Here is a 23,131-nt window from a genome sequence, read left to right on the forward strand (position 1 = left end):
ACTGACCGGCATGCCCCGGTCCCGAACCGGGACCGGGGCACACCGAGCCCTTCGCCGTTCCGGCCCGTACCGGCATCCTGGCGGTGGAGCCGGGTCTTTCTCAGGCGGCGGTGACGGTCAGACCGTCCTTGCTGTCGGCCAGGTCCACCTGGACGGTGTCACCGTCGCGTACCTCGCCGGCCAGCAGTGCCTTGGCCAACCGGTCCCCGATCGCCGACTGCACCAGTCGACGCAGGGGCCGGGCACCGTAGATCGGGTCGTAGCCGTGCTCGGCCAGCCAGGTCCGGGCCGCGTCCGAGACATCCAGGGTGAGCCGGCGGTCGGCCAACCGTCGCCGCATCCGACCGATTTGGATGTCCACGATGGAGCGCAGCTCCTCGCCGGTCAGCGCCGCGAAGACCACGATGTCGTCGAGCCGGTTGAGGAACTCCGGCTTGAAGTGCGAGCGCACCACCGCCAGCACCGCCTCGCGCCGTTCGATCTCGGAGAGGGTCAGGTCGGCGATCACCGACGAGCCGAGGTTGGCGGTGAGGATCAGGATTGCGTTGCGGAAGTCGACGGTACGACCCTGGCCGTCGGTGAGCCGGCCGTCGTCGAGCACCTGCAACAACACGTCGAAGACGTCCGGGTGGGCCTTCTCCACCTCGTCCAGCAGCACCACCGAGTACGGCCTACGGCGCACCGCCTCGGTGAGCTGGCCGCCCTCCTCGTACCCGACGTAGCCGGGCGGGGCACCGACCAGCCGGGCCACCGAGTGCTTCTCGGCGTACTCGCTCATGTCGATGCGGACCATGGCCCGCTCGTCGTCGAAGAGGAACTCGGCCAGCGCCTTGCCCAGCTCGGTCTTGCCGACGCCGGTCGGGCCGAGGAACAGGAAGCTGCCGGTGGGTCGGTCCGGGTCGGCGACGCCGGTACGGGCACGGCGGACCGCGTCGGAGACCGCACCGACCGCCTCGGCCTGCCCGATCACCCGGGCACCGAGCGAGGACTCCATCCGCAGCAGCTTGGCGGTCTCGCCCTCCATGAGCCGACCGGCCGGGATGCCGGTCCAGGAGGCGACCACGGCGGCGATGTCGTCGGCACCCACCTCCTCCTTGAGCATCGCCCCGTCGGCCTGGATGCCGGCGAGTTCCGCCTCGGCCCGGACGAGTTCGCCCTGCAGGGTGGGGATTCGGCCGTAACGCAGCTCGGCGGCGCGTTCCAACTCGCCGTCGCGTTCGGCCCGTTCGGCCTCGCCGCCGAGCCGTTCCAGCTCCTCCTTGGCGGTGGAGATCCGGGTGATCTGGTCCTTCTCCAGCCTCCACCGGTCGCTGAGCGCGGTGAGCTGCTCGCGCTTGTCCGCCAGTTCCTTGCGCAGCCGGGTCAGCCGCTCGGCGGAGGCGGGGTCCGGCTCCTTGGCCAGCGCCATCTCCTCGATCTCCAGCCGGCGTACCGCCCGCTCGATCTCGTCCACCTCGACCGGCCGCGAGTCAATCTCCATCCGCAGCCGGGAGGCGGACTCGTCCACCAGGTCGATCGCCTTGTCCGGCAGGAACCGGTCGGTGATGTAGCGGTCGGAGAGCGAGGCGGCGGCCACCAGCGCGGCGTCGGTGATGCGTACGCCGTGGTGCACCTCGTAGCGCTCCTTGAGGCCGCGCAGGATGCCGATGGTGTCCTCGATGGTCGGTTCACCGACCAGCACCGGCTGGAACCGGCGTTCCAGGGCCGGGTCCTTCTCGATGTGCTCGCGGTATTCGTCGAGGGTGGTCGCGCCGACCATGCGCAGCTCGCCCCGGGCCAGCATCGGCTTGAGCATGTTGCCGGCGTCCATCGAGCCCTCGCCCTTGCCGGCACCGACCACGGTGTGCAGCTCGTCGAGGAAGGTGATGACCTGGCCGTCGGAGTTTTTGATCTCCTCCAGTACGGACTTGAGCCGCTCCTCGAACTGGCCCCGGTACTGCGCGCCGGCCACCATCGCGCCCAGGTCGAGCGAGACCAGCTTCTTGTCGCGCAGTGACTCGGGTACGTCCCCGGCGACGATGCGCTGGGCCAGCCCCTCCACGATGGCGGTCTTACCGACGCCCGGCTCGCCGATCAGCACCGGGTTGTTCTTGGTACGCCGGGACAGCACCTGGATCACCCGACGGATCTCGGCGTCCCGGCCGATCACCGGGTCGATCTTGCCGTCCCGGGCGCTGGCGGTCAGGTCGACGCCGTACTTCTCCAGGGCCTGGTAGGTCTGCTCGGGGTCGGCGGTGGTGACCCGGCGGTCACCACCCCGGATGGCGGGGAAGGCGGCCACCAGGTTCTCCTCGGTGACCCCGGCCGCCTTGAGGGCTTGGGCGACCACGCCACCGACCTGGGCCAGACCGGCGAGCAGGTGCTCGGTGGAGGTGTATTCGTCGCCCAGCGGGCGGGCGATCTGCTCGGCGGCACCGATGGCGTTGACGAACTCGCGGGACAGGCTCGGCTCGGCGACGCTGGCCCCCCGGGCGGCGGGCAGGTTCTCCACGGCCCGGATGGCGGCGCGCCGGACGTCGGCGGGGTTGGCGCCGACCGCACGCAGCAGACCGGCGGCGGTCGACCCACCGGTGTCCAACAGCGAGAGCAACAGGTGCCACGGCTCGACGGTGGCGTGGCCCCGCTGGTTGGCGATGGCAACGGCACCGGTAATGACTTCGCGGCTCTTGGTGGTGAGGCGTTCGGCGTTCATGGGCTCCCCTGATCGGCGTGTCCACTGATGACGACACAACCAGACTTGAGTCTATTCCGCTCAACTCTGCGATGTGACCCCCATCACTCCTGCTTCTCCAGTACGACCCGGATCCACCGCCGCTCGCCGTAGATCCCGATGCCCAACCACACGCTGCCGTCTGACTTGTGGGCGCTGAAGAGCGTGCCGTCCGACAGCGTCCGCACAAAACCGCCACCCAGCGGCCAGCCGAGGTCGTGGTACTGACCCTCGCCGATCACCCCACTGCCGCCCGGTCCGGTCACCGCCAACATTCCCGCCCCGATGACCGCCACTCCACCGACCTGGGCCGGCTGCCCGGCCACCCGTACCCGCTCCCAGGCGGTGCCACCACTGAGCTGCCAGAGCTGAGGAAACGCCATCCGGTCATCGCCATGACCAATCAACCAGGCCCCGCCATCGAAGGCGGCGACCTCCAACCGCAGCACGGACAGTGGACTGTCGGGCGCCGCCACCGTCATCGACCGCCAGGTCTGCCCCAGGTCGTAGGAGTACGCCGCATACGGCTGACCGTCCCGCAGCCCGCTCACGAAGAGTCGGCCACCAGTGTGCGCCACCATGTTGAGGCCGGGCACCATCGGCTGCGTCGGCACTGGACGAAACCGGTCATCGACCCACTCGCCCACCTGTGGCGTGCCCTCGTCACAGCAGACCTGGAAGCGACCGAACAGTTTCCGGTACACCACCGGCACGCCATCTGCCGTCGCCGGGGCGGCCTTGAACGTTCGGCCACGATCGGTCGAGGTCCACCAGCCGTACGGCTCGGCGAGCAGGACAAGATTGCTTCCCTCCGCGTACAGCTGATGGTTCTTCGCCCTCGGTCGGGGGTGCCGTAGCGGCTGCCAGGACCGCCCACCGTCGGCGGTGACCAGCAGGATCGCCGGACAGTCCGCCTTGGGGCCGTCCGCCGGCCCCGGCGGACAGTTGGTGAAGACCGCGTAGCCGTGCGCCGCGTCGGTGAACTCGATCTGGTGCTGCCCATAGCCAGCCGGTACGGGCACCCGGCTGCGTCGGGTCTCGTCCGGCGGGAGCGGCGGCTTCGGGCTCTGTGCACCCGACACATCCTCCTGTTGGTCGGATGGCGCCGATGGCACCTTGGTCGGTGCGGGACGGCGAATCGGCCCGACCGAGCAGCCGGACACCAGCACCACCAACGCCACAACCGCCGCCAGCCGTGCGGCCCAACCCCGCATCCGCCACCCCCAAGACCCCAATGGCTCAACAATGACGGTCAGGTTATCGATATTCACGCCTTTCACGCGCAAGGAATGATCTTGCGGGGTACGCCCGACGCCCCTCCATGCTCATAGCCACATATAGCAATGTGCGCATATTTATGGCAGGCTGACGCCCATGATTCGTCTCGCGGTTGCCCGGGTCCATCCGGATCAGGTTGATGCCCTACGCGCCTGGTTCCACGAGCTTGAGTCGGGGCGGCGGGCCGAAGCGCTACTCACCCTGGCGGACGAGAGATGTTCACACGAGTTGGCGACGCTGGTGGAGAGCAGCGACGGCCCACTACTCGTGTACGCGATGGAGGTCGAGGACGAGGGGCGGTCCCGAGCCGCGTACGCGGCGTCGTCCCACGCCATCGACAGCGAGCACCGCGCCGTGATGGCGGCCGCGCTGAATGGGCAGCCCACTCATGAGCGGGTTCTCGACCTGCGACCGTAGTAGGCGACCCGACACCGCCGATCCGACGGGCGGAAACAGCGGCGGTACCGCTGTGCCAACGCACCCGGCCGGCTCTGAGCAGCTTGTTCAGACCCGGTAGCGTGGCCGCCGTGCGAGTACGCGTAGAACAGACGGCACTGCCCGGCATCGGTGTACGTCACGACCTGCTGACGACTTCGGGACGCCGGGTGGGCGTGGTCACCCATCGGAACGGCCGACGTGATCTGGTGCTCTACGACGAAGACGATCCCGACGCGTCGGTCGCCGACATACCGCTGACCGACGACGAGGCGGACGCTCTCGCCGACATCCTCGGGGCCTCGCTCATGCTCGGCCAGCTCTCCGGGCTCCGGCAGCAGGCCGCCGGCCTGTTGACCGAGCAGATCTCCATCCCGGCCGGTTCGCCGTACGTGGGTCGCAAGCTGGGTGACACCAAGGCTCGCACCCGTACCAGCGCCTCCATCGTGGCGGTGCTGCGAGAGCGGGAGGTCATCGCCTCCCCGGACCCGACCTTCCGGTTCGAAGCTGGTGACGTGGTGGTCGTGGTCGGCACCCGCACGGGCCTCGACGGTGTCAGCGCCATCCTTGCCGGCAACGACCCGGACGCATGATCGGATGCACGATTTCACCGTTCTGCTGATCGAGGTCGGCGCACTGCTGTTGGGGCTCGGGCTCCTTGGCCGGCTCAGCCGGCGGATCGGCCTCTCCCCGATCCCGCTCTACCTGCTCGCCGGGCTGGCCTTCGGCCATGGTGGGTTGCTGCCGTTGTCGGCGAGTGAGGAGTTCTTCGCGGTCGGCGCGGAGATTGGCGTGATCCTGCTGCTGGTCATGCTGGGCCTCGAATACTCGGCGAGCGAACTCGTCGGCAACCTGCGCTCCGCAGCCCCGGCTGGCCTCATCGACGGTCTGCTCAACGCGCTACCCGGCGCGGCCTTCGCCTTCATGATGGGCTGGGGTTGGGTCTCGGCGGTCGTGCTGGCCGGCGTCACCTGGGTCTCGTCGTCCGGGGTCATCGCCAAGGTCCTGGCCGACCTGGGGCGGCTGGGTAACCGGGAGACCCCGGTCATCCTGTCGGTGCTGGTCATCGAGGACCTCGCGATGGCGCTCTACCTGCCCCTGGTCACCGCGGTGCTGGCCGGCACGAGTCTGATGGGGGGCAGCATCGCCCTCGGGGTCGCGGTCTTCACCGTGGTGCTGGTGCTGGTGGTCGCCATCAAGTACGGCGGTGCCATCTCCGCGATGTTCTCTCCGAAGGACCCGGAGGCGCTGTTACTCGGGGTGCTCGGCCTGACCGTCCTGGTGGCCGGCATCGCGGCCAGCCTGAAGGTGTCCGCGGCAGTGGGGGCCTTCCTGGTCGGCATCGCACTCTCCGGGCAGGTGGCGCACAACGCCACCGAACTACTCTCGCCGCTGCGGGACCTCTTCGCCGCGGTGTTCTTCGTGTTCTTCGGGTTGGCCACCAACCCGGCGGACATGCCACCGGTGCTGCTGCCGGCGCTGGCGCTGGCCGTCGTCACCATGGCGACCAAGGTGCTCACCGGCTACCTGGCCGCCAAGCGGGTCGGCATCGCCGAACCGGGTCGATGGCGGGCCGGACTCGGCTTGATGCCACGTGGTGAGTTCTCCATCGTCATCGCCGGGCTGGCGGTCGGTGCTACCGGCATCGCTCCACAACTGGCTCCGCTGGCGACCGCGTACGTGTTGATCACGGTGGTCACCGGACCGTTGTTGGCCCGGGTCCCGGACACCCCGTGGTTCAAGGCATGGCTGCGGCGCCGGGCTGCGGCCCAGCGCTGCGAACCGCTGCCCGCCACCGACTGAACCATTCGTCCCGGCTCACCGGGCTGACCTTCCAACCGACCCGGGCATCAGGCGAACGGCTTGCCTAATGGCGCTCCGTGACCCTTCCACCGCGCACCGGCGGCACGATAACGTGTCGCCGCAGTTGGTGACGGGTACGCGGGGACGACGCCAGCACCCTGCGACAGTGAACGGAAGGTCAGCCCGGGTGAGCTTGCAGGAGTCGACGTTTCGCGGCTTCGCCAACCCGGTCGACCCGTCGCCGGCCGAGTTGCGCGCCTGGGCCTACCAGCCCGACTCGGTGCCGCTGGAGTCGATGCCACAGGATTGGGACCTGCTCGTCTCCGGGGACCAACTGATCACGACGCTGTTCGACCTTGCCTTGGACCCGTCCTGCCCCGCCCGACGGTTCGCCCTGCACTGTCTCTACATCTACGCCGGTGACGGTATCCGGACCAGGTTCCGTGCCCATTCGAAGCGCAGGCTGAGCAAGCTACTCAAGCAGGCCGAGCAGCACGGCGACGAGCTGATGGCGAGTTGGGCCCACAACTGCCGGGTGCTGATGACCGACCCGGAGCGGTTCGACTATCACGAATGGTGCGAGGGCGGGCTGGTCCGCCAGGCCCGCCGGCTCGGCTGATCCGAGCCCACGCAGGACGACAAGCATTGACGTCGATATGTGCGTTATTCACAATCGACGTACGCTCGGCCACCCGCCGATCCTTCTGCGCACCCAGTGCCAGCGTCACTCGGCATCATCGCAGACATTGAGGAGCGTCGACCGACAACGTCGAGAGGACATCCGTGTCGCACCCACGAGGAAGACCTGATCCTGCCCCGGAGCCGGGCCGAGCCGCGATTTCCCGGCGGAGCATGCTGCGGGCCGGCACGGCGGTCACCGGCAGTGCGCTACTGGCCGGCGCGGTCGCCGAGACACCCGTACATGCGGCACCACGTACCGTCGCGGGGGCGGTACGCCCGCCGGCACTACGCCCAGGGGACCGGGTACGGGTCGTCTCCCCCGGCAGCACGCCCGATCCCGTCAACATGGCCCGAGGCATCGAGATACTGCGCGGTTGGGGCCTACAGGTGGAACTGGCACCCCACGTCTACACGAAGTACGGATATCTGGCCGGCACCGATGCAGAGCGGATCGCGGATCTCAATGCCGCCCTCAACGACCCCGGAGTTCGTGGCGTGTTCGCAGCGCGGGGCGGCTACGGCACCCAACGGATCGTCGACCGGATCGATGCGTCCAAGCTCCGCCGTGACCCTCGTGTCGTCGTGGGATTCAGCGACATCACCAGCATTCACGGCAAGCTGTGGCGCGATGCCGGGCTGGTCACCTTCTATGGGCCGATGGTCAACTGGACCGACAGCCGTACCGGTCCCGAGTCGGCCGAGGCGCTACGCCGGGCGGTGATGACGACCAATCCGATCACCATCACCCGGGATCCGGCGGAAACCACCGCGTCCGTCCTGGTGCCAGGTCGGGCGAGTGGCCGATTGCTGGGCGGCTGCCTGACCCTGATCTCGACTTCGTTGGGCGCCAAGGACAGCCCCGACTTCGATGGCGCCCTGTTGTTCTTCGAGGATACGAACGAGGTGCCCTCCAGCATCGACATGATGCTCACCGAGCTTCGTCGGCTGGGCATCATGTCGAGGGTTGCCGGCGTGGTCGTCGGCCAGATCACCGACAGTGTCGGTGAGCCTGACGAGTGGGACGCGGTGGCCGTGCTCAAGGACCGCCTCTACGACCTGGGCGTACCCGTCTTGGGGGGACTTCCCCTCGGGCACGGCAACGGGCAGCTCACCATCCCACTCGGTACGCACGCGACCATCGACGCGCAGGCGGGGACGTTGACCGTGACCCCGGGAGTCAGACCCCGTTGATCCGAGTGACGTCGCAGCGGGCCGGGAGCCCCCGTGGATCCCGGCCCGCCACGGCATGCGCCACCGCCGGTCCAGACGGCGGTCACGCTGGCGGTTCCGTCCGAATTGCGTAGGTCCGGACCATAAGAGAGGTTAGCCGATCAGCGTAGGCATTTACCGGGCAAACCGGGCAGCCTCCCCGCGCAGTTTCTCGCTTCCCTCCGTCGCCGCCGACAGCGCTCTTCCCAGACTTCTCAGCCCTCGCCGGCCTTCCCAGCCTTCTCAGCCCTCGCCGGCCTTCCGCTTTGGCTGCCAGACCACCAGGGCGGTGGAAACCCGACTCGTCGGTACGAGATCCCGGCGCGGGAACGCGGAGATCGCCTCCAACTCGGCGGCCCGGCGGACCGCAGCCATCAGCTCCACCTCAAGCTGCGCGATCCGCTGTTGCATCTCCCCCAGCAACTGCTCCAAGCTGATGATCCGCTTGATGCCGGCCAGGTTGACCCCGTCGTCCTGGCTGAGCCGCTGCACCTCACGCAGCAACACCACGTCCCGCACGCTGTAGCGACGCCCACCCCCAGCCGCCCGGCCGGCCTGGACCAGCCCCATGCGGTCGTACTGGCGCAGCGTCTGCGGGTGCATGCCCGCCATCCGGGCGGCAACCGAGATCATCAGCACCTTGGCGTCGTATGCCGGGTCGCCTGCGGCCGGGAACTCCTCAGCCACCATGGTTCACCTCCGGATGCGCAACGCGGTCAACTGGAACGACGTACTCGGGCTTCGATTTGTTCCCGTCCCGCGGACGGGGTGTGGTCGGCGAACGTCTCCAGCGCCTTGCGGGCCTCGTCGGAGAGGTCGGTGGGCACCATGATCTCGACGGTGACCAGCAGATCACCCGCCTGACCATCCCGGCGGACCACGCCCTTGCCCCGGGCCCGCAGCGTACGACCGCTCGGCGTTCCCGCCGGCACCCGCAGGGTCACCGCGCCGTCCAGGGTCGGCACCCGCAGATCGGTGCCGAGCGCCGCCTCGGCGAAGGTGATCGGCACGGTCAGGGTCAGGTTGTCCCCACTGCGGCCGAACAGATCATCAGCCCGGACCTTGACCAGGACGAAGAGGTCACCGGCCGGGCCACCCCGGTCACCCGGCTCACCGCGACCGGCGAGCCGGATCCGCTGGCCGTCGGCGACGCCGGCCGGAAACCGGACGTTGAGCGTGCGGGTCTTGGTCACCCCGCCGCTGCCCCGGCACTCCGGGCACTTCTCGTCGACGATCGTGCCGACGCCCTGGCACTCCCGGCACGGCTCGGAGAAGCTGAACGAGCCCTGGTCACGGGTGACCACGCCGGCACCATGACACTGGGGACAGGCCCTCGGCTGGCTTCCCGGCTTCGCGCCGTTGCCGTGACAGGTCTCGCATACTCCCGGCGCGCGCAGCGTCAACGGCAGCGTCACCCCGTGTACGGCGTCACTGAAGTCGAGCACCACCTCGGCCTCGACGTCCCGTCCCCGGGTCGGACCGCGCCGGCCTGCGGCACCGCCACCGCCCGAGAAGATGGATCCGAACAGGTCGGAGAAGCCCGCCCCGCCACCGAACCGGGCACCAGCCCCCGGCTGCTGGCCGCCCATGCCGCCGAACAGGTCGGAAGGGTCGAACGGGAAGCCACCCGGACCACCGGCTCGGGCGTTACGGCGGAACGCGCCGGAGCCGAACAGTGAGCGCATCTCGTCGTACTCGCGGCGTTTGCGATCGTCGGAAAGGACGTCGTACGCCTCGGAGGCGGCCTTGAACCGCTCCTCGGCCTGGGTGTTCCCCGGGTTGCGGTCCGGGTGCGACTCCCGGGCCACCTTCCGGTACGTCTTCTTGATCTCATCGGAGGAGGCGGCCTTGTCCACACCCAGTACGGCGTAGAAGTCCTTCTCCAGCCAGTCCTTGGAACTCAACGGTCGTCCACCCCCTCCCTCGTCGCGTGATCGGGGCGTCCCACATGCCACCGGTCAAGGCACATGCGGGTCGCCCCGATCACGACGTGCGAACTATTCAGGATCAGCAACAGCTACCAGCGCGGCCCGCAGAAGCCGATCACCGAGCAGATAGCCCCGACGCATCACGTCGACGCAGGTCGGCTCGGTGACCTCGGCCGAGGTCAGGTGCGCGACCGCCTCGTGCCGGGTCGGGTCGAACGGGTCGCCCTTCTCGCCGAAGGCGGTCAGCCCGAACTTGGTCAGCGCCGTGGTGAGCTGCTCGGCCACCGAGCCGAACGGCCCGACCAGGTCGCCATGTTCCCGGGCCCGATCCAGATCGTCCAGTACGGGCAGCAGCGTGGCCAGCACCGTACCGGTGGTCTGCTCGGCCGTCAGGGCACGGTCTCGCTCGACCCGCCTGCGGTAGTTGGCGTACTCCGCCGTCACCCGCTGCAGGTCACGGGTCCGTTCGTCGAGGTCGGCGCGGAGCGCCTCCAGCTCGGCACCGAGCGGGCCGGGCCCGTCCGCCGCCTTCGCCGGAGCGTCCACCACCGGCCCGTCGACGCCCTTGGGCTGCTCGATCTTGGGCACCCGGGCCTTGGCGTCCCCCACCTCGGCCTCGACCTCGGCTTCCTCGACCAGTTCGTCGAGGACCGGGCTGGTCGCCGACGTCGAGGACAGTTCGTCGGCTTCGGCCGCCTCGGCCGCGTCCACCGCATCGGCCCGGACCTCGTCGGCGTTCACCGCATCGTCCTCGACCAGCTCTCCCTCGATGGCCTCCGCCTCGGCGTCGGTCACCCCGGCATCGGCTGACGCGGCCGGACCCGCTGGCTTCGTCTTGCTGCCGGCGGACTCCGGGGTGTCGGCAGGTTCCGGGTTGTCGGCAGGTTCCGGGTTGCCGGCAGGTTCCGGGTTGCCGGCGACCGGCTCGGTCTTGCCACCCTCGCTCTTGCCACCGGCCACTGGTTCGCTCTTGCCACCGGTTGGGTCGATCTTGTCAGCGGCGACTGGTTCGCTCTTGCCGCCGGTCGGGTCGATCTTCCGCCGGTCGCGGATCACGATGCGCTGGCCGGCCTCATCCTCGGCGGGATTGGCGGGCACCGAGCCACCCGGCGCCGACCCGGTGTACGCCGGGTCGGCGGCTCGTGGCTTTTCCGTCATTGCGACTACCTCTATCCGGTCGACGAGTTGGTTGGGCAGGAACGGGGAATCACTTCTTGCCGTCCTCGTCGACGATCTCCGCGTCCACCACGTCGTCTGGACCGCCCGCCGTACGGCCACCGGCCGCGCCAGCACCGGCCGCGCCAGCACCGGCTCCGGCGGCACCCGCGTCCGCACCCGGCGCCTGCTCGCCCTGCTGGGCGTAGAGCAGCGAGCCGGCCTGCTGCGAGATCTGGGCCAACTTCTCGTGCGCCGACTTGATCTTCTCCAGGTCGGTGCCGGCGAGAGCACCGCGCAGCTCGCCGAGAGCCTCGTTGATCTGGTCCCGGGACTCGGCGGGCAGCTTGTCGCCGCTCTCGGCCAGGAACTTCTCGGTCTGCCACTGAAGCTGCTCGGCCAGGTTGCGGGTCTCCGCCTCCTCCCGACGACGCTTGTCGTCGTCGGCGTGGTCCTGGGCGTCGCGCATCATCCGCTCGATGTCGTCCTTCGGCAGCGCGGAGCCACCGGTGATCGTCATCGACTGCTCCTTGCCGGTGCCGAGGTCCTTGGCGTTGACGTGCACGATGCCGTTGGCGTCGATGTCGAAGGTGACCTCGATCTGCGGCACGCTACGCGGTGCCGGCGGGAGCCCGGTCAGCTCGAAGGTGCCCAGCTTCTTGTTGTAGGCGGCGATGTCCCGCTCACCCTGGAAGACCTGGATCAGCACCGACGGCTGGTTGTCGTCGGCGGTGGTGAACACCTCGGAGCGCTTGGTGGGGATGGTGGTGTTGCGCTCGATCAGCTTGGTGAAGATGCCGCCCTTGGTCTCGATGCCCAGGCTCAACGGGGTCACGTCGAGCAGCAGGACGTCCTTGACCTCGCCCTTGAGCACACCGGCCTGCAGTGCCGCACCGACCGCGACGACCTCGTCGGGGTTGACGCCCTTGTTGGGCTCCCGGCCGATGAGCTGCTTGACCAGCTCGGAGACGGCCGGCATCCGGGTCGAACCGCCGACCAGAATGACGTGGTCGACGTCCGAGACCTTGACCTGGGCGTCCTTGATGGCCTGCTCGAACGGGCCCTTGCAGCGGTCCAGCAGGTCCTGGGTCATCCGCTGGAACTCGGCCCGCGTCAGGGTCACGTCGAGGTGTAGCGGCGCGGACGGTGCACCGTCGGTGGCCGCCGGGCCAGCCGTGATGTACGGCAGGTTGATGCTGGTGGTGGTCGCCGCCGACAGCTCGATCTTGGCCTTCTCAGCGGCCTCGCGCAGCCGCTGCATCGCCATCTTGTCCTGGGACAGGTCGACGCCGTGCTGCCCACGGAAGGTCTTGACCAGGTGGTCGATGATCCGCTCGTCCCAGTCGTCACCACCGAGGTTGTTGTCACCGCTGGTCGACTTGACCTCGATGACGCCCTCGGCGAGTTCGAGCAGGGAGACGTCGAAGGTGCCACCGCCAAGGTCGAAGACCAGGACGGTCTGTTCCTTGGAACCCTTGTCCAGGCCGTAGGCCAACGCGGCTGCGGTCGGCTCGTTGACGATCCGCAGCACGTTGAAGCCGGCGATCTCACCGGCCTCCTTGGTGGCCTGCCGCTGGGAGTCGTTGAAGTAGGCCGGGACGGTGATCACCGCGTCGGTGATCCGCTCGCCCAGGTACGCCTCGGCGTCCCGCTTCAGCTTCATCAGGGTCCGGGCGGAAATCTCCTGCGGGGTGTACTTCTTGCCGTCGATGTCGACGTTCCAGTTGGAGCCCATCTCCCGCTTGACCGACCGGATGGTCCGGTCCGGGTTGGTCACCGCCTGACGCTTGGCAACCTCGCCGACGAGCACCTCGCCGTTACGGGCGAACGCGACGATCGAAGGGGTCGTACGCGAGCCCTCAGCGTTGGTGATGACGGTGGGCTCACCGCCCTCCAGGACGCTGACGCAGGAGTTCGTCGTGCCGAGGTCGATGCCGACCGCACGTGCCATCTTCGCTTCCTCGCTTCGTTGCTTGAGCAGGTGGCGGGCGCTGCCCCCAGATGCCCGCGGATTAACTTGAGTGGACCGGGCTCAATAGTGCCACGATCATTCCAGACGTCAAGTCGAAGTTGAGCCGATGTGACGCAACCCTTGCTCGGCAGGCTTCCCGACCAGCTCAGGCGAGCCTCTGGCTAGCTCAGGGCGAGCTTCCCGGTCAGGTCCGGCGGGCTGCCCGGGAAGGAGGGGCCCCTTCCAAGGCGGAATGCGACATGCGAGGGGCCCCTCCTAGCGTCAGGGCGACACGGGATGTGGGATGGGGGTGCTTGTTGTCGGTGTTGCTCGGGTCGGGCACGCTTTACCCGTGACCAAGCAGGGCGAGCCGGCTGACGCTGCCGGGACGTCCGCCGCCATAGCGGACAAAAGCACAAAAGATCCCCAGATGGATCTGCGGCAGGCATTGACCGACCTGCGGGCCGCCCTCGTCACCACCGCCTATCCGTTGCTGCTGCCGTCAGCAGACGAGGCCCGGCAGGACGTGACCACGCTCGTCGCCCAACTCGACGACTACCTCCTGCCCCGGCTCACCAGACTGGACGCCCCCCTGCTGGTCGTCGTCGGTGGCTCCACCGGGGCCGGCAAGTCGACCCTGGTCAACAGCATGGTCCGGGCCCCGGTGAGCACGGCCGGCGTACTGCGGCCGACCACCCGGGCACCGGTGCTGGTCTGCAACCCGACCGACACCCCCTGGTTCCGGCACGGGGAGTTGCTGCCCGGGTTGACGCGTACCTCGGCGGCGGGCGACGAGCCCAACACGCTGCAACTGGTCGCCGCACCAGCCCTCACGGCTGGGCTCGCCTTCCTCGACGCACCCGACATCGACTCGGTGGTCGACGCCAACCGGGCGTTGGCCAGTCAACTGCTCGCCGCCGCCGACCTATGGCTGTTCGTGACCACCGCCGCCCGCTATGCCGATGCGGTGCCGTGGGAACTGCTCCGGACCGCCCAGTCCCGGGGCACCGCCATCGCCCTGGTCCTCGATCGGGTGCCCGCCGAGGCCATCGACGAGGTCACCGCCCACCTGAGCGAGATGCTGGCCGAGAACGACCTGGCCACTGCCCCGCTGTTCGTACTGCCGGAGACCACCACCGACGGACAGGGGCTGCTGCCGGAATTGACCATCGCACCGCTGCGGGACTGGTTCAGCCAGCTCGCCGCCGATGCCGACGCTCGCGCCGCCGTGGTCCGGCAGACCCTCGACGGCGCGTTGGCCGCCCTACAGTCGACCACCGAGAGCCTGGCCAGCGCCGCCGACGAGCAGGTGAAGGCGGCGGAGGTCCTCGACGAGCGGGTGCACGCCGCCTACCGGTCCGCTCTCCGCGCTGTCGAGCAGGGGCTCGGCGACGGTCGGTTGCTCCGTGGCGAGGTGCTCACCCGCTGGCAGGAGTTCGTCGGCACCGGAGCCTTCTTCCGCAACCTGGAGGCCCGGATCGGTCAGCTTCGGGACCGGATCCTGGCCCGGATGACCGGCCGCCCCGCCCCCGGTGCCCAACTACAACAGGCCATCGAGTCGCAGCTCGTCACCCTGCTGCGCGGGGTCGCGGCCGAAGCCGCCGAAAACGCGTACGCCGCCTGGCAGACGCACCCCGCCGGGGCGGCGCTGCTGGAACCGGCCCTGGGCCAGCCCACCGACGACCTACCCGAACGCGCCGAACGGCTGATCCGCGACTGGCAGCGGGGCGTACTGGAACTGGTCCGCCGGGAGGGGGCCGGCAAACGGTTCGTGGCGCGTGGCGCGGCGTACGCGGTGAACGCCGCGGGTCTCGCCGTCACCATCGCGGTGTTCGCCTCGACCGCGTTCATCCCCACCGGGCTGGAGGTCGCCACCGGGGCCAGCACGACCGTCGCCGCGCAGGCCGTACTGCAAGCGATCTTCGGCGACCAGGCGGTGCGTAACCTGGCCGCCCAGGCCCGCACGGACCTGCTCGCCCGGGTCGACACCCTCCTCGACGAGGAGGCACAGCGCTACCGGGTACGCATCGAGGCGGCCGGGATCGGTGTCGGACCGGGTGCGCGGCTGCGCCGGGCCGCCCGTACCGTCGAGCAGGCCCGGACCCGGAGCACGCTCGGCCAAGCTGGTCACCCACCCCGGCCCGGTCATCCGCCGCGGCCCGAGGGGGCGTGGTCGTGACCGAAGTGGCAGGTAGACGGGGTACGGTGGCCGGCATCGTGGGCAGGGTGCGCGACGCGGTACGGGGTGAACGGCGGGTCGACGCCTACACCCTGCTACGCCGGCTGACCGCCCTGCGTCAGTTCCTGGCTGCCGTGGACGGCCACCTGCCCGACGGCCGGCTGGTCGCCGCGCACACCCTGATCGAACGGGCCGGTGACCGGCTCGCGTTGTCCCGTGACCACACCGTCGTCGCCCTCGCCGGTGCCACCGGCAGCGGCAAGTCCAGCCTCTTCAACGCGCTCGCCGGTTTCGAGCTCTCCTCGGTCGGGGTACGCCGGCCGACCACCGCCGCCACCCATGCCTGTGTGTGGGGGCCGCTGGCGGGGGCGACGAAGCTGCTCGACTGGGTGGGGGTGCTGCCCCGGCACCGGTTCGTCCGGGAGAGCGCCCTCGACGGCAACGACGAGGCAGCGCTGCATGGGCTGATCCTGCTCGATCTGCCCGACTTCGACTCGGTGCAACGGACCCACCGGCTGGAGGTCGACCGACTGTTGGGCCTGGTCGACCAGGTGATCTGGGTGGTCGACCCGCAGAAGTACGCCGACCGGCTGGTGCACCGCAGCTACCTCCGGGAGTTCCACCGGCACCGGGACGTCACCGTGGTCGTACTCAACCAGACCGATCGGCTGCCGCCGACCGAGGTGCCCACTGTCCTGGCCGACCTGCGCCGGCTGCTCGACAGCGACCAGCTCGACGGGGTCCCACTGCTGGCCACCTCGGCCCTCGACCCGCAGGCGGTGGCTGGCCTGCGCAACGCCCTGGAACAAACCGTCGCCGAGCGGCAGGCGGCGCTCCGCCGGCTCTCCGGTGACGTCGACCAGGTCGCCGAACAACTCACCGAACTGGTGGGCCCGGCCGAGGCCGATGAGGTGCCGGCGGCAGCCGTACGTGGCCTCACCGAGGCACTGGCCGCCTCAGCGGGCGTACCGGCGGTGGCCGACGCGGTGGAGGCGGCGTACCGACACCGGGCCGCCAGTAGCACAGGCTGGCCGCTGGTCCGGGCCTGGCGGCGGCTGCGGCCGGATCCGTTGCGCCGGCTGCATCTGACCGGCGGCGGGACCAGCACCAAGGGCGGGACCAGCACCGGCGGCGGGACCAGCGCCGATGTCGAGGTCAGCGGGGCGACCATCCGGACCCGAACCCCGGTCGGGGCGACCTCCCTGCCCGTCCCGACCGCCGCGCACCGGGCTGCGGTCGGGCTGGCTGTACGGACCGTGGCCGAGCAGGCCGGTGGGGCGCTTCCGGCCCAGTGGCCGGCGGCGGTGACCGCTGCCGCCCGGTCCCGGCTCACCGACCTGCCCGACGCGCTGGACCAGGCGATCGCGACCACCGATCTGGACATGGAGCGCAAACCGGTCTGGTGGCGACTGATCGGCGCGATGCAGTGGCTGGTCACGATCATCGCGCTGGCCGGGCTGGCGTGGCTGGCCGTCGGCTGGGTGGTCCAGGCGCTCGGTCTCCCCGGGCTGGACCACCCGAAGGTCGGTGTGGTGCCGGTGCCGACCTTGATGCTGCTCGGTGGCCTGTTCCTCGGCGTCGCCGTGGCGCTGCTGGTCAGACCGATCGTCGGCTGGGCCGCCCGAAGGGCGCGGCGACGGGTCGAACGCCGGCTACACGCGGCGGTGGCCGAAGTCGGGCGGGACCATGTCGTCTTACCGGTGCAGGACGTGCTGCGACGCTACGCCGAGGCCCGTACGGCACTCGCGGACGTCGCCACCCGCTGACCACCTCATCGGTTGGCTGATGTGGGTGGCCCGGATCGTCACATACGACACCACTCTGATCCGACTGGGCGTCAATCGGTAAGCACCCACGGTAACCACGCTCGCGGCACAACGCAGAAGGCTCCCGTTCCTCTCGTGCTGGGCCGCTACGCCAGCCCATCCCGGCGTAGGGTCGAAACATGGCTACACCTCAGACCCCCTACGACGCGGTGCTCCACGCCGCCCGCGAGGTGACCAAGCTGGACTGCGCACTCGACGCGGAGATGCTCGGTACCGCACTTCTCGGCAGCGTCTACGCGATCGCGGAGGAAGACCGCACCGCAGCAGTTCGTGACTTCGTGGGCGGTTTCCTCGCCGCGACCGCCCGCCGTCGCAGCGCGGCGGCGACGACGATCCGCCACGTCTTCGCCACCCTGGTACCCGACGCCACCGGCGCGGCAAAGGTCAAGCGGGGCGCGCACGCGCCGTCGTGGTGCGACCAGCTTGGCAAGGTACGGCTCACCGGCAGCTACGCCTACGGCGACGTGTACGGCGATCAGACCTCCTACCTGGCCACCTTCGCCTACGACGACGGTGAGTCCGGCGGCCCGGAGCATGCCGTGGTGGCCCTGGTCGACCACAACATCGGCATCACGAAGGACGTCTTCGTGGGCGGGCAGGCGGCCCAGGTCCTCGACCAGGTGCGGCAGATGTGCGCGGGCGACGAGCTGACCTGGTTCCGGGAGGAGGACCCCGCCCGCCTACGGGACGCGGTACACCGTCACCTCCAGGTCACCGACAGCCTCGGTGACCTGCCCGGGGAAGGTTCCCTGTCCACCGATCGGACCCTGGTCGGTGCGCGGCTGGCCCTACTGCCCCCACCCCGGCCGACCCGCGTACCCGCCCCCGCACCACTCACCCCGGCCGAGCGCTCCGACCTGGTGCGCATCTTCCTCTCCTCCCGCGAGGCGACCCGATTCGATCTGGACAAGGTGGACGGTCCCGACCTGGCCTCGCTGCACTTCTGTCTGAGCCTGGTCCTCGACCACTCGGCGAGCTACACCGAGGCCGACCCGATGCGGTGGAGTCCGGCGGTTGCCGGGCTGTTCCTGCTCGACTGGGTACACCGGCGGGCGGTACTCGACATGGACGACGCGGCGATGCTGCCCCGGGTGCTCCGAGGCTGGGCCGCGTATGCCGCCCGGCAACGTGGACTGTCCGGGGTGGCGGCCGAGCGGACCGACGACGCCATCGAGGAGATGGTGCCGGAATTCGTCCGGCTCTACACCACCGGTGAGCGGCGCAGTCCGGCCACGGCGGCGGTGGCCCAACTGATGGCGGACGGGGTCGACCCGGACGATCCGGAGGCGCTGGACGCCTGGATCGAGGCCAACCGACAGCGGCTCGGCGAGGACCCGGCCTAGGTGCATCGACCGCGCCGGGATCAGGATGCGGTGCACCGTGGACAGGCCACGGTGCACGGTCGACGGATGCGGTCCACCGTGGTCCGGGTGATGCCAGGGCGCGTGGCGGACTGAACCGGCCCTTCCCACAAGCGTATTCATAGACTGGCCCACCGTTCCCACGGTGGGCCAGTCTGTGTTGGGGCCAGGAAACCCGGGAGGGGGAGACCTGGGCCGGGAAACCTGGGCCGGGAAAGTGGATGGCTGTCACCTCACGGTTACGCCTGCTTCGGCAGGGTAAGGATCTCGGCTCCGTCGTCGGTGATGGCGATGGTGTGCTCGCTGTGCGCCGTCCGGCAGCCTGTCACGCTTCGGAGGGTCCAGCCATCGGCATCGGTGACGAGCTTGGCGGTGTCCGCCATGACCCATGGCTCCAATGCCAGCAACAGCCCTGGGCGCAGCCGGTATCCGCGACCGGGCCGCCCCTTGTTTGGGATGTGCGGGTCCTGGTGCATCGTCGATCCGACGCCATGACCGCCGAACTCGGTGTTGATCTGATATCCCGCCTCGCTGAGGACCGAGCCGATGGCGTGGGAGATGTCACCGATGCGAGCCCCCGGTCCGGCTGCGGCTATCCCTGCGCTCAATGCGCGCTCGGTCGCGCTGATCAGCGCGACGCTCTCCGGGGGATTCGAGTCGCCCACGATGAAACTGATGGCAGAGTCAGCGACAACTCCACCCTGGGAGACGGCGAGGTCGAGCGTCAGCAGGTCGCCGTCGGCAAGAGGGTAGTCGAATGGCCGTCCGTGGAGCACGGCGTCGTTGACCGACGTGCAGATGTAGTGGCCGAACGGCCCGCGGCCGAAGGATGGCTCGTAGTCGACGTAGCAGGACTGCGCTCCGGCCTCGATGATCATGGCCTGGGCCCACCGGTCGATGTCCCGGAGGTTCGTACCGACCACGCTGCGGCTCTTCAGGGTCTGCAATATGCCAGCGACCAGGGCACCTGCCTCCCTGGCGCGGGGCAGTTCGGTGGGGTTCAGGAACTCGATCATGCGGCGCCCTACTCGTGCGACCAATAGTTATCCCGGCCATATTATCCCGGTACTAGAATCGGGACCATGGTCAGGTTGCCGCTCACTCCCGCAGAGGTCGAACGCGGACAGCGCCTCGGTGCCCTCCTGCGTCGAGCCAGGGGAGAGCGTTCGATGCTCGTCACCGCGCTGGACGCGGGCGTCTCACCGGAAACCCTTCGAAAGATCGAGTCCGGACGCGTAGCCACCCCGGCCTTCCCGACCATCGCCGCGATCGCCGACGTCCTCGGCCTTTCCCTCGACGCGGTGTGGTCGGAGATCAACCAGTCGGGCGGCGGGGACGAACGCGCAAGATCAGGCCGCACCGAACTGCTGGCCTCGTAACCAGGTCCAACTACGCCCCTATCCGCCGGCTTACCGCTCCGGGACGCTTCAACGCATCCACATGTACGAAGGCACGACGGGTCCACCGCCCCCGGAGGAACTGGCTCACCTCCCAACCGGCCACCTCGACCATTGCACGGGCACCGATCTGCATCACGATGCCCACGGTGGCCACCTCCATCCGGAGCGTTCCCCTGCCCGGGCTGTAGTACGACTCGGGGATCGTGATCGTGTCTCCCGGGGCGACCCGCTCCCGCACCCAGGCCCCCAGTACGGCCAGCGCGGCCAATTCCTCGTCCTCAGCCCCGGCCGGACCGGAGCACCCGGCCGAGTCGTCGTCGTGCCCATCACCGGGACCCGGTCCGGCCATCAGAACGTCCGCTGCTTCGGCATGCGCCGGGTGGCGGGCCGACCCCGGTCCGGCACCGTCCCCTCAGGTGCTGTGCCCTGCCCATCTGCCGGCCGCTCGTCGGCGACCTCGGGATCGACTGCGGCCGCCGGAGGGCTGTCCGCCTCCGGTTGGCTTGTCCGAGCCGGCCGTCGGTAGTCACGCGGTACGGGTTCGTAGTCGCCACTGAACACGGAGCTCTCCTGTCTCGACGGTGGGGACGGGGCCGCCGTCGGTGGACGGGCGATGACGACGGCGGCCCCGATCGGATGTGTCCTTCATGTGGTTTGCCGAGCCACCACATCCGATGCAGACAGACTGCTACCTGGCCGGTTACTGTCGGAAGTCAAGATGACAGTCCGTGACGATCAATGACCACGTCGTCGATGTGCGGCGATTAGCCGTGGAACCTCTGCGAAACCACCCCTGAGCCGCTGTGAAGAAGGTGTGTAGATGACCGAGGAACAGCCGACGAACGTGGATTTCCTACTCGCCGAGCTACGTCGAGCACGCAAACATGCCGGCCTGAGCCAGGAGGAGCAGGGCCGCCGGATGGGCTATTCGGCGTCCATGGTGGCCATGGTGGAGACCGGTGGCCGGAGACTCCCGCCCGACTACCTGCCCTTGGTCGACAAAGCGTTGGACACCGGCGGGCTGTTCGTACGTCTCGGCGAGCAACTCAGGGTCGACGAGACGCCCCAGTGGCGCCGGCAGCGCGACGCGCTAGAGCGAGAGGCCAGCTCGTTGCGCTGGTTCGAGCACGCCTACGTCCCCGGCCTACTCCAGACCGAGGACTATGCCCGTGCGGTCTTCAGTCGGGGTGGCATCTTCAGCGCAGACGAGGTGGAGCGGCGGGTCGCCGATCGACTGGCCCGACAGGACGTGCTGATCCAGCCCAATCCGCCGCAGTTGGTAGCCGTCATCGACGAGGGCGTGCTGCACCGACCAGTCGGCGGAAGGAAGGTCATCCAGCACCAACTGCTGCACCTCGCCCAACTCGGCACCCAGCGACCGCGCCTGCGAATCCATGTCGTTCCGAGATCCGTCGGCGAGTACGCTGGCCTGGATGGGCCATTTATCCTCGCCACTTTGCCGAGCGGCGACGAGGTGGCCTATCTGGACAATTATCTGGAGGGACAGGTGACCGACCGCCCCGCCGATCTGACCTGCCTGCGCGACGCGTGGGAGTCGACGCTGGGCGAGGCGCTCACCCCCCACCAGTCGGTGCAGCTCATCCGGGAGGTGGCGGAGACATGGACCTGAACGACGCCAAGTGGCACAAGAGCAGCCGGAGCAATGGCAACCAGGGTGCCTGCGTCGAGGTGGCAGACAACCTCACCGGCATCGTCCTCGTACGCGACACCAAGGACCGCGACGGCGGCACCCTCACCTTCACCCCCACCGCCTGGCAAGCCTTCATCAGCCTGGCCAAGCAACACTGACCCTTCCCGACACCGCCGATACGTCAGCTGATCGTGGAAACTCTTTTGTCCTCAGCGCCGGAAGAGTTTCCACACAGACTTTGACCAACGGCCAGCGCAGCCCGTCGACCACATCCGGGAGGTGGCGGAGACATGGACCTGAACGACGCCAAGTGGCACAAGAGCAGCCGGAGCAATGGCAACCAGGGTGCCTGCGTCGAGGTGGCAGACAACCTCACCGGCATCGTCCTCGTACGCGACACCAAGGACCGCGACGGCGGCACCCTCACCTTTACTCCCACCGCCTGGCAAGCCTTCATCGACCTGGCCAAGCAGCACTGACGCCCCCACCATCAAGCCGGGGCGCAAGTGACCGTCGACTCCCACCCCCACCCACCCCGTTAGATGGTCATGGAGTTGTAGCGCAGAATTCGGTCAATTCGCCGCTACAACCCCATGATCAACGGTGAGTAGAGGGGTAGTCGACTCTGACTTCGGATCATCACGGGATCACCACGGAAAGCTTGCGCGACGCCACCGACACGGTGACCCGCTGGCCCCAGCTCATCGTCAGGCGGTCGGTCTCCAGCCCGTCGGCGAAGACCACCAGCCCGTCCCCCTCGGCGGTGATCTCCAACTCGTCACCCGCGCCGAGCCGCCCGGCGGTCAGCGAGACCCCGGTCGCGGGCGACGGCCACGCCTCGCGGACGAACCAGCACAGCGCCGCCTCCTCCGGCCTGGGCAGGGCCGGCGTACCCGACCGGTCGCGCGCGATGGACGCGCACCAGCCGGTCGCCCCCGTACCGGTGCCGACCACCACACCGGAGGAGGAGTGTCGTTCCCGGCAGGCCGAGCCACCACCGTCCACGGCGGACAGCACGTACCGGGCGGACTGGTGGGAGGTGTGGCCGACGTACACCTCGTTGAGGCCCAGCAGCACCTGGCCGTCGTCGAGCGCGGCGCGGACCATGGTGCGCTCCTGCACCCGTACGCGACCGGCGGCCACCGCCGGCAGCAGCCGGGCCACCCGGTCGGCGGTGAACCGCACGAGTACGCCGGCATTGCGCCCCGGCTCCGGGTCGACGCCGAGCACCGGTTGCCGGTCGAGGTACTTGGCCACATTGGCGACCAGCCCGTCCTGCCCCACCGCGACCACGATGTCCTCCGGCGAGAACAGGAAGCGGGGCAGGTCGGCACGGTCCACCTGACCGCGCCGCCAGTCGGCCGGGATGGCGGCGCTGACCGAGGTCAGCGCCGCCAGGAGGGCGTCGTGCCGGTCGACGACCTCGTCCAGGGTGCGGCCCCGTTGCCGCAGGTAGTAGCCGGCCGCTGCCCGGGTGCCGTGCCGGGCGAGCAGTTCGTCCAGTTCGCTGCGCCGGCTCACCACGACCACCCGGGGCGCAAGGGTGGCGCTCATCGTGCCGGTC

At 69.3% G+C, this 23,131-nt stretch carries 22 protein-coding genes; 12 read left to right on the plus strand and 10 right to left on the minus strand.

Annotated features, from left to right (window positions below):
• Window positions 1-100 precede the first annotated feature (100 nt).
• Window positions 101-2,692: an ATP-dependent chaperone ClpB gene (clpB, locus tag FHR38_RS12470; RefSeq protein WP_184534824.1), complete on the minus strand. Its 2,592-nt coding sequence runs from the start codon at window positions 2,690-2,692 to the stop codon at window positions 101-103.
• Window positions 2,693-2,775: 83 nt separating this feature from the next.
• Window positions 2,776-3,924, minus strand: a complete 1,149-nt coding sequence (locus tag FHR38_RS12475) for a beta propeller repeat protein (RefSeq protein ID WP_184534825.1) — start codon at window positions 3,922-3,924, stop codon at window positions 2,776-2,778.
• 160 nt (window positions 3,925-4,084) lie between these two features.
• On the opposite strand from FHR38_RS12475, the gene FHR38_RS12480 reads away from it, so the two are divergent.
• The 5 genes from FHR38_RS12480 (at window position 4,085) to FHR38_RS12500 (ending at window position 8,098) form a co-directional block, all read left to right on the plus strand.
• Complete coding sequence (locus tag FHR38_RS12480) at window positions 4,085-4,405, plus strand: DUF6176 family protein (RefSeq protein ID WP_184534826.1); 321 nt, start codon at window positions 4,085-4,087, stop codon at window positions 4,403-4,405.
• Window positions 4,406-4,515: 110 nt separating this feature from the next.
• Window positions 4,516-5,016, plus strand: coding sequence for a cation:proton antiporter regulatory subunit (locus FHR38_RS12485; RefSeq protein WP_184534827.1), 501 nt, complete (start codon window positions 4,516-4,518; stop codon window positions 5,014-5,016).
• 4 nt (window positions 5,017-5,020) lie between these two features.
• Complete coding sequence (locus FHR38_RS12490) at window positions 5,021-6,226, plus strand: cation:proton antiporter (protein WP_184534828.1); 1,206 nt, start codon at window positions 5,021-5,023, stop codon at window positions 6,224-6,226.
• A 187-nt stretch (window positions 6,227-6,413) separates the two neighbouring features.
• A complete protein-coding gene (locus FHR38_RS12495) occupies window positions 6,414-6,845 on the plus strand; it encodes a hypothetical protein (RefSeq protein ID WP_184534829.1) in 432 nt (143 codons plus the stop codon).
• Window positions 6,846-7,009: 164 nt separating this feature from the next.
• Window positions 7,010-8,098, plus strand: coding sequence for a S66 peptidase family protein (locus tag FHR38_RS12500; RefSeq protein WP_312882074.1), 1,089 nt, complete (start codon window positions 7,010-7,012; stop codon window positions 8,096-8,098).
• A 261-nt stretch (window positions 8,099-8,359) separates the two neighbouring features.
• Here FHR38_RS12500 and FHR38_RS12505 read toward each other — a convergent pair whose 3' ends face one another.
• From FHR38_RS12505 to dnaK, 4 genes are all read right to left on the minus strand, one after another.
• Entirely contained in the window at window positions 8,360-8,749 is a 390-nt protein-coding gene (locus tag FHR38_RS12505; protein WP_246447243.1) for a heat shock protein transcriptional repressor HspR, read from the minus strand.
• Window positions 8,750-8,832: 83 nt separating this feature from the next.
• Entirely contained in the window at window positions 8,833-10,020 is a 1,188-nt protein-coding gene (dnaJ, locus tag FHR38_RS12510; protein WP_184534831.1) for a molecular chaperone DnaJ, read from the minus strand.
• 93 nt (window positions 10,021-10,113) lie between these two features.
• A complete protein-coding gene (locus FHR38_RS12515; protein ID WP_446685685.1) occupies window positions 10,114-11,034 on the minus strand; it encodes a nucleotide exchange factor GrpE in 921 nt (306 codons plus the stop codon).
• A 217-nt stretch (window positions 11,035-11,251) separates the two neighbouring features.
• Window positions 11,252-13,150 carry a molecular chaperone DnaK gene (dnaK, locus tag FHR38_RS12520; RefSeq protein ID WP_184534832.1) on the minus strand — a complete coding sequence of 633 codons (1,899 nt, stop codon included), beginning with the start codon at window positions 13,148-13,150 and terminating at the stop codon, window positions 11,252-11,254.
• 304 nt (window positions 13,151-13,454) lie between these two features.
• Between dnaK and FHR38_RS12525 the strand changes: the two genes are divergently transcribed.
• The 3 genes from FHR38_RS12525 (at window position 13,455) to FHR38_RS12535 (ending at window position 18,498) form a co-directional block, all read left to right on the plus strand.
• Window positions 13,455-15,329 (plus strand): GTPase domain-containing protein, encoded by a 1,875-nt coding sequence (locus tag FHR38_RS12525; protein ID WP_184534833.1) that lies wholly within the window; start codon window positions 13,455-13,457, stop codon window positions 15,327-15,329.
• Window positions 15,330-15,355: 26 nt separating this feature from the next.
• The gene (locus FHR38_RS12530) at window positions 15,356-17,095 is read left to right on the plus strand and encodes a GTPase (RefSeq protein WP_184539587.1); all 1,740 of its coding nucleotides are present in this window, start codon (window positions 15,356-15,358) and stop codon (window positions 17,093-17,095) included.
• A gap of 179 nt (window positions 17,096-17,274) precedes the next feature.
• Complete coding sequence (locus FHR38_RS12535; RefSeq protein WP_184534834.1) at window positions 17,275-18,498, plus strand: hypothetical protein; 1,224 nt, start codon at window positions 17,275-17,277, stop codon at window positions 18,496-18,498.
• Window positions 18,499-18,755: 257 nt separating this feature from the next.
• Here FHR38_RS12535 and map read toward each other — a convergent pair whose 3' ends face one another.
• Window positions 18,756-19,532 (minus strand): type I methionyl aminopeptidase, encoded by a 777-nt coding sequence (gene map / locus FHR38_RS12540; RefSeq protein ID WP_184534835.1) that lies wholly within the window; start codon window positions 19,530-19,532, stop codon window positions 18,756-18,758.
• Between the two features lie 66 nt (window positions 19,533-19,598).
• Between map and FHR38_RS12545 the strand changes: the two genes are divergently transcribed.
• On the plus strand, window positions 19,599-19,895 hold the full coding sequence (locus FHR38_RS12545; RefSeq protein WP_184534836.1) for a helix-turn-helix transcriptional regulator: 297 nt from the start codon (window positions 19,599-19,601) through the stop codon (window positions 19,893-19,895).
• Between the two features lie 10 nt (window positions 19,896-19,905).
• Here FHR38_RS12545 and FHR38_RS12550 read toward each other — a convergent pair whose 3' ends face one another.
• Both FHR38_RS12550 and FHR38_RS12555 read right to left on the minus strand, forming a co-directional pair.
• On the minus strand, window positions 19,906-20,265 hold the full coding sequence (locus FHR38_RS12550; RefSeq protein WP_184534837.1) for a hypothetical protein: 360 nt from the start codon (window positions 20,263-20,265) through the stop codon (window positions 19,906-19,908).
• Window positions 20,265-20,477 (minus strand): hypothetical protein, encoded by a 213-nt coding sequence (locus FHR38_RS12555; protein WP_184534838.1) that lies wholly within the window; start codon window positions 20,475-20,477, stop codon window positions 20,265-20,267. The genes FHR38_RS12550 and FHR38_RS12555 overlap by 1 nt, the downstream gene beginning before the upstream one ends.
• A 259-nt stretch (window positions 20,478-20,736) precedes the next feature.
• On the opposite strand from FHR38_RS12555, the gene FHR38_RS12560 reads away from it, so the two are divergent.
• From FHR38_RS12560 to FHR38_RS12570, 3 genes are all read left to right on the plus strand, one after another.
• On the plus strand, window positions 20,737-21,546 hold the full coding sequence (locus tag FHR38_RS12560; protein WP_184534839.1) for a helix-turn-helix domain-containing protein: 810 nt from the start codon (window positions 20,737-20,739) through the stop codon (window positions 21,544-21,546).
• Window positions 21,543-21,725, plus strand: a complete 183-nt coding sequence (locus tag FHR38_RS12565) for a DUF397 domain-containing protein (protein WP_184539589.1) — start codon at window positions 21,543-21,545, stop codon at window positions 21,723-21,725. Before FHR38_RS12560 ends, FHR38_RS12565 begins: the two co-directional genes overlap by 4 nt.
• A gap of 138 nt (window positions 21,726-21,863) precedes the next feature.
• Window positions 21,864-22,046, plus strand: coding sequence for a DUF397 domain-containing protein (locus FHR38_RS12570; RefSeq protein WP_184539591.1), 183 nt, complete (start codon window positions 21,864-21,866; stop codon window positions 22,044-22,046).
• 160 nt (window positions 22,047-22,206) lie between these two features.
• Here FHR38_RS12570 and FHR38_RS12575 read toward each other — a convergent pair whose 3' ends face one another.
• Entirely contained in the window at window positions 22,207-23,121 is a 915-nt protein-coding gene (locus FHR38_RS12575; RefSeq protein WP_184534840.1) for a diacylglycerol kinase catalytic domain-containing protein, read from the minus strand.
• Window positions 23,122-23,131: the final 10 nt, after the last annotated feature.

The sequence above is a fragment of the Micromonospora polyrhachis genome (assembly GCF_014203835.1).
GTDB lineage: Bacteria > Actinomycetota > Actinomycetes > Mycobacteriales > Micromonosporaceae > Micromonospora_H > Micromonospora_H polyrhachis.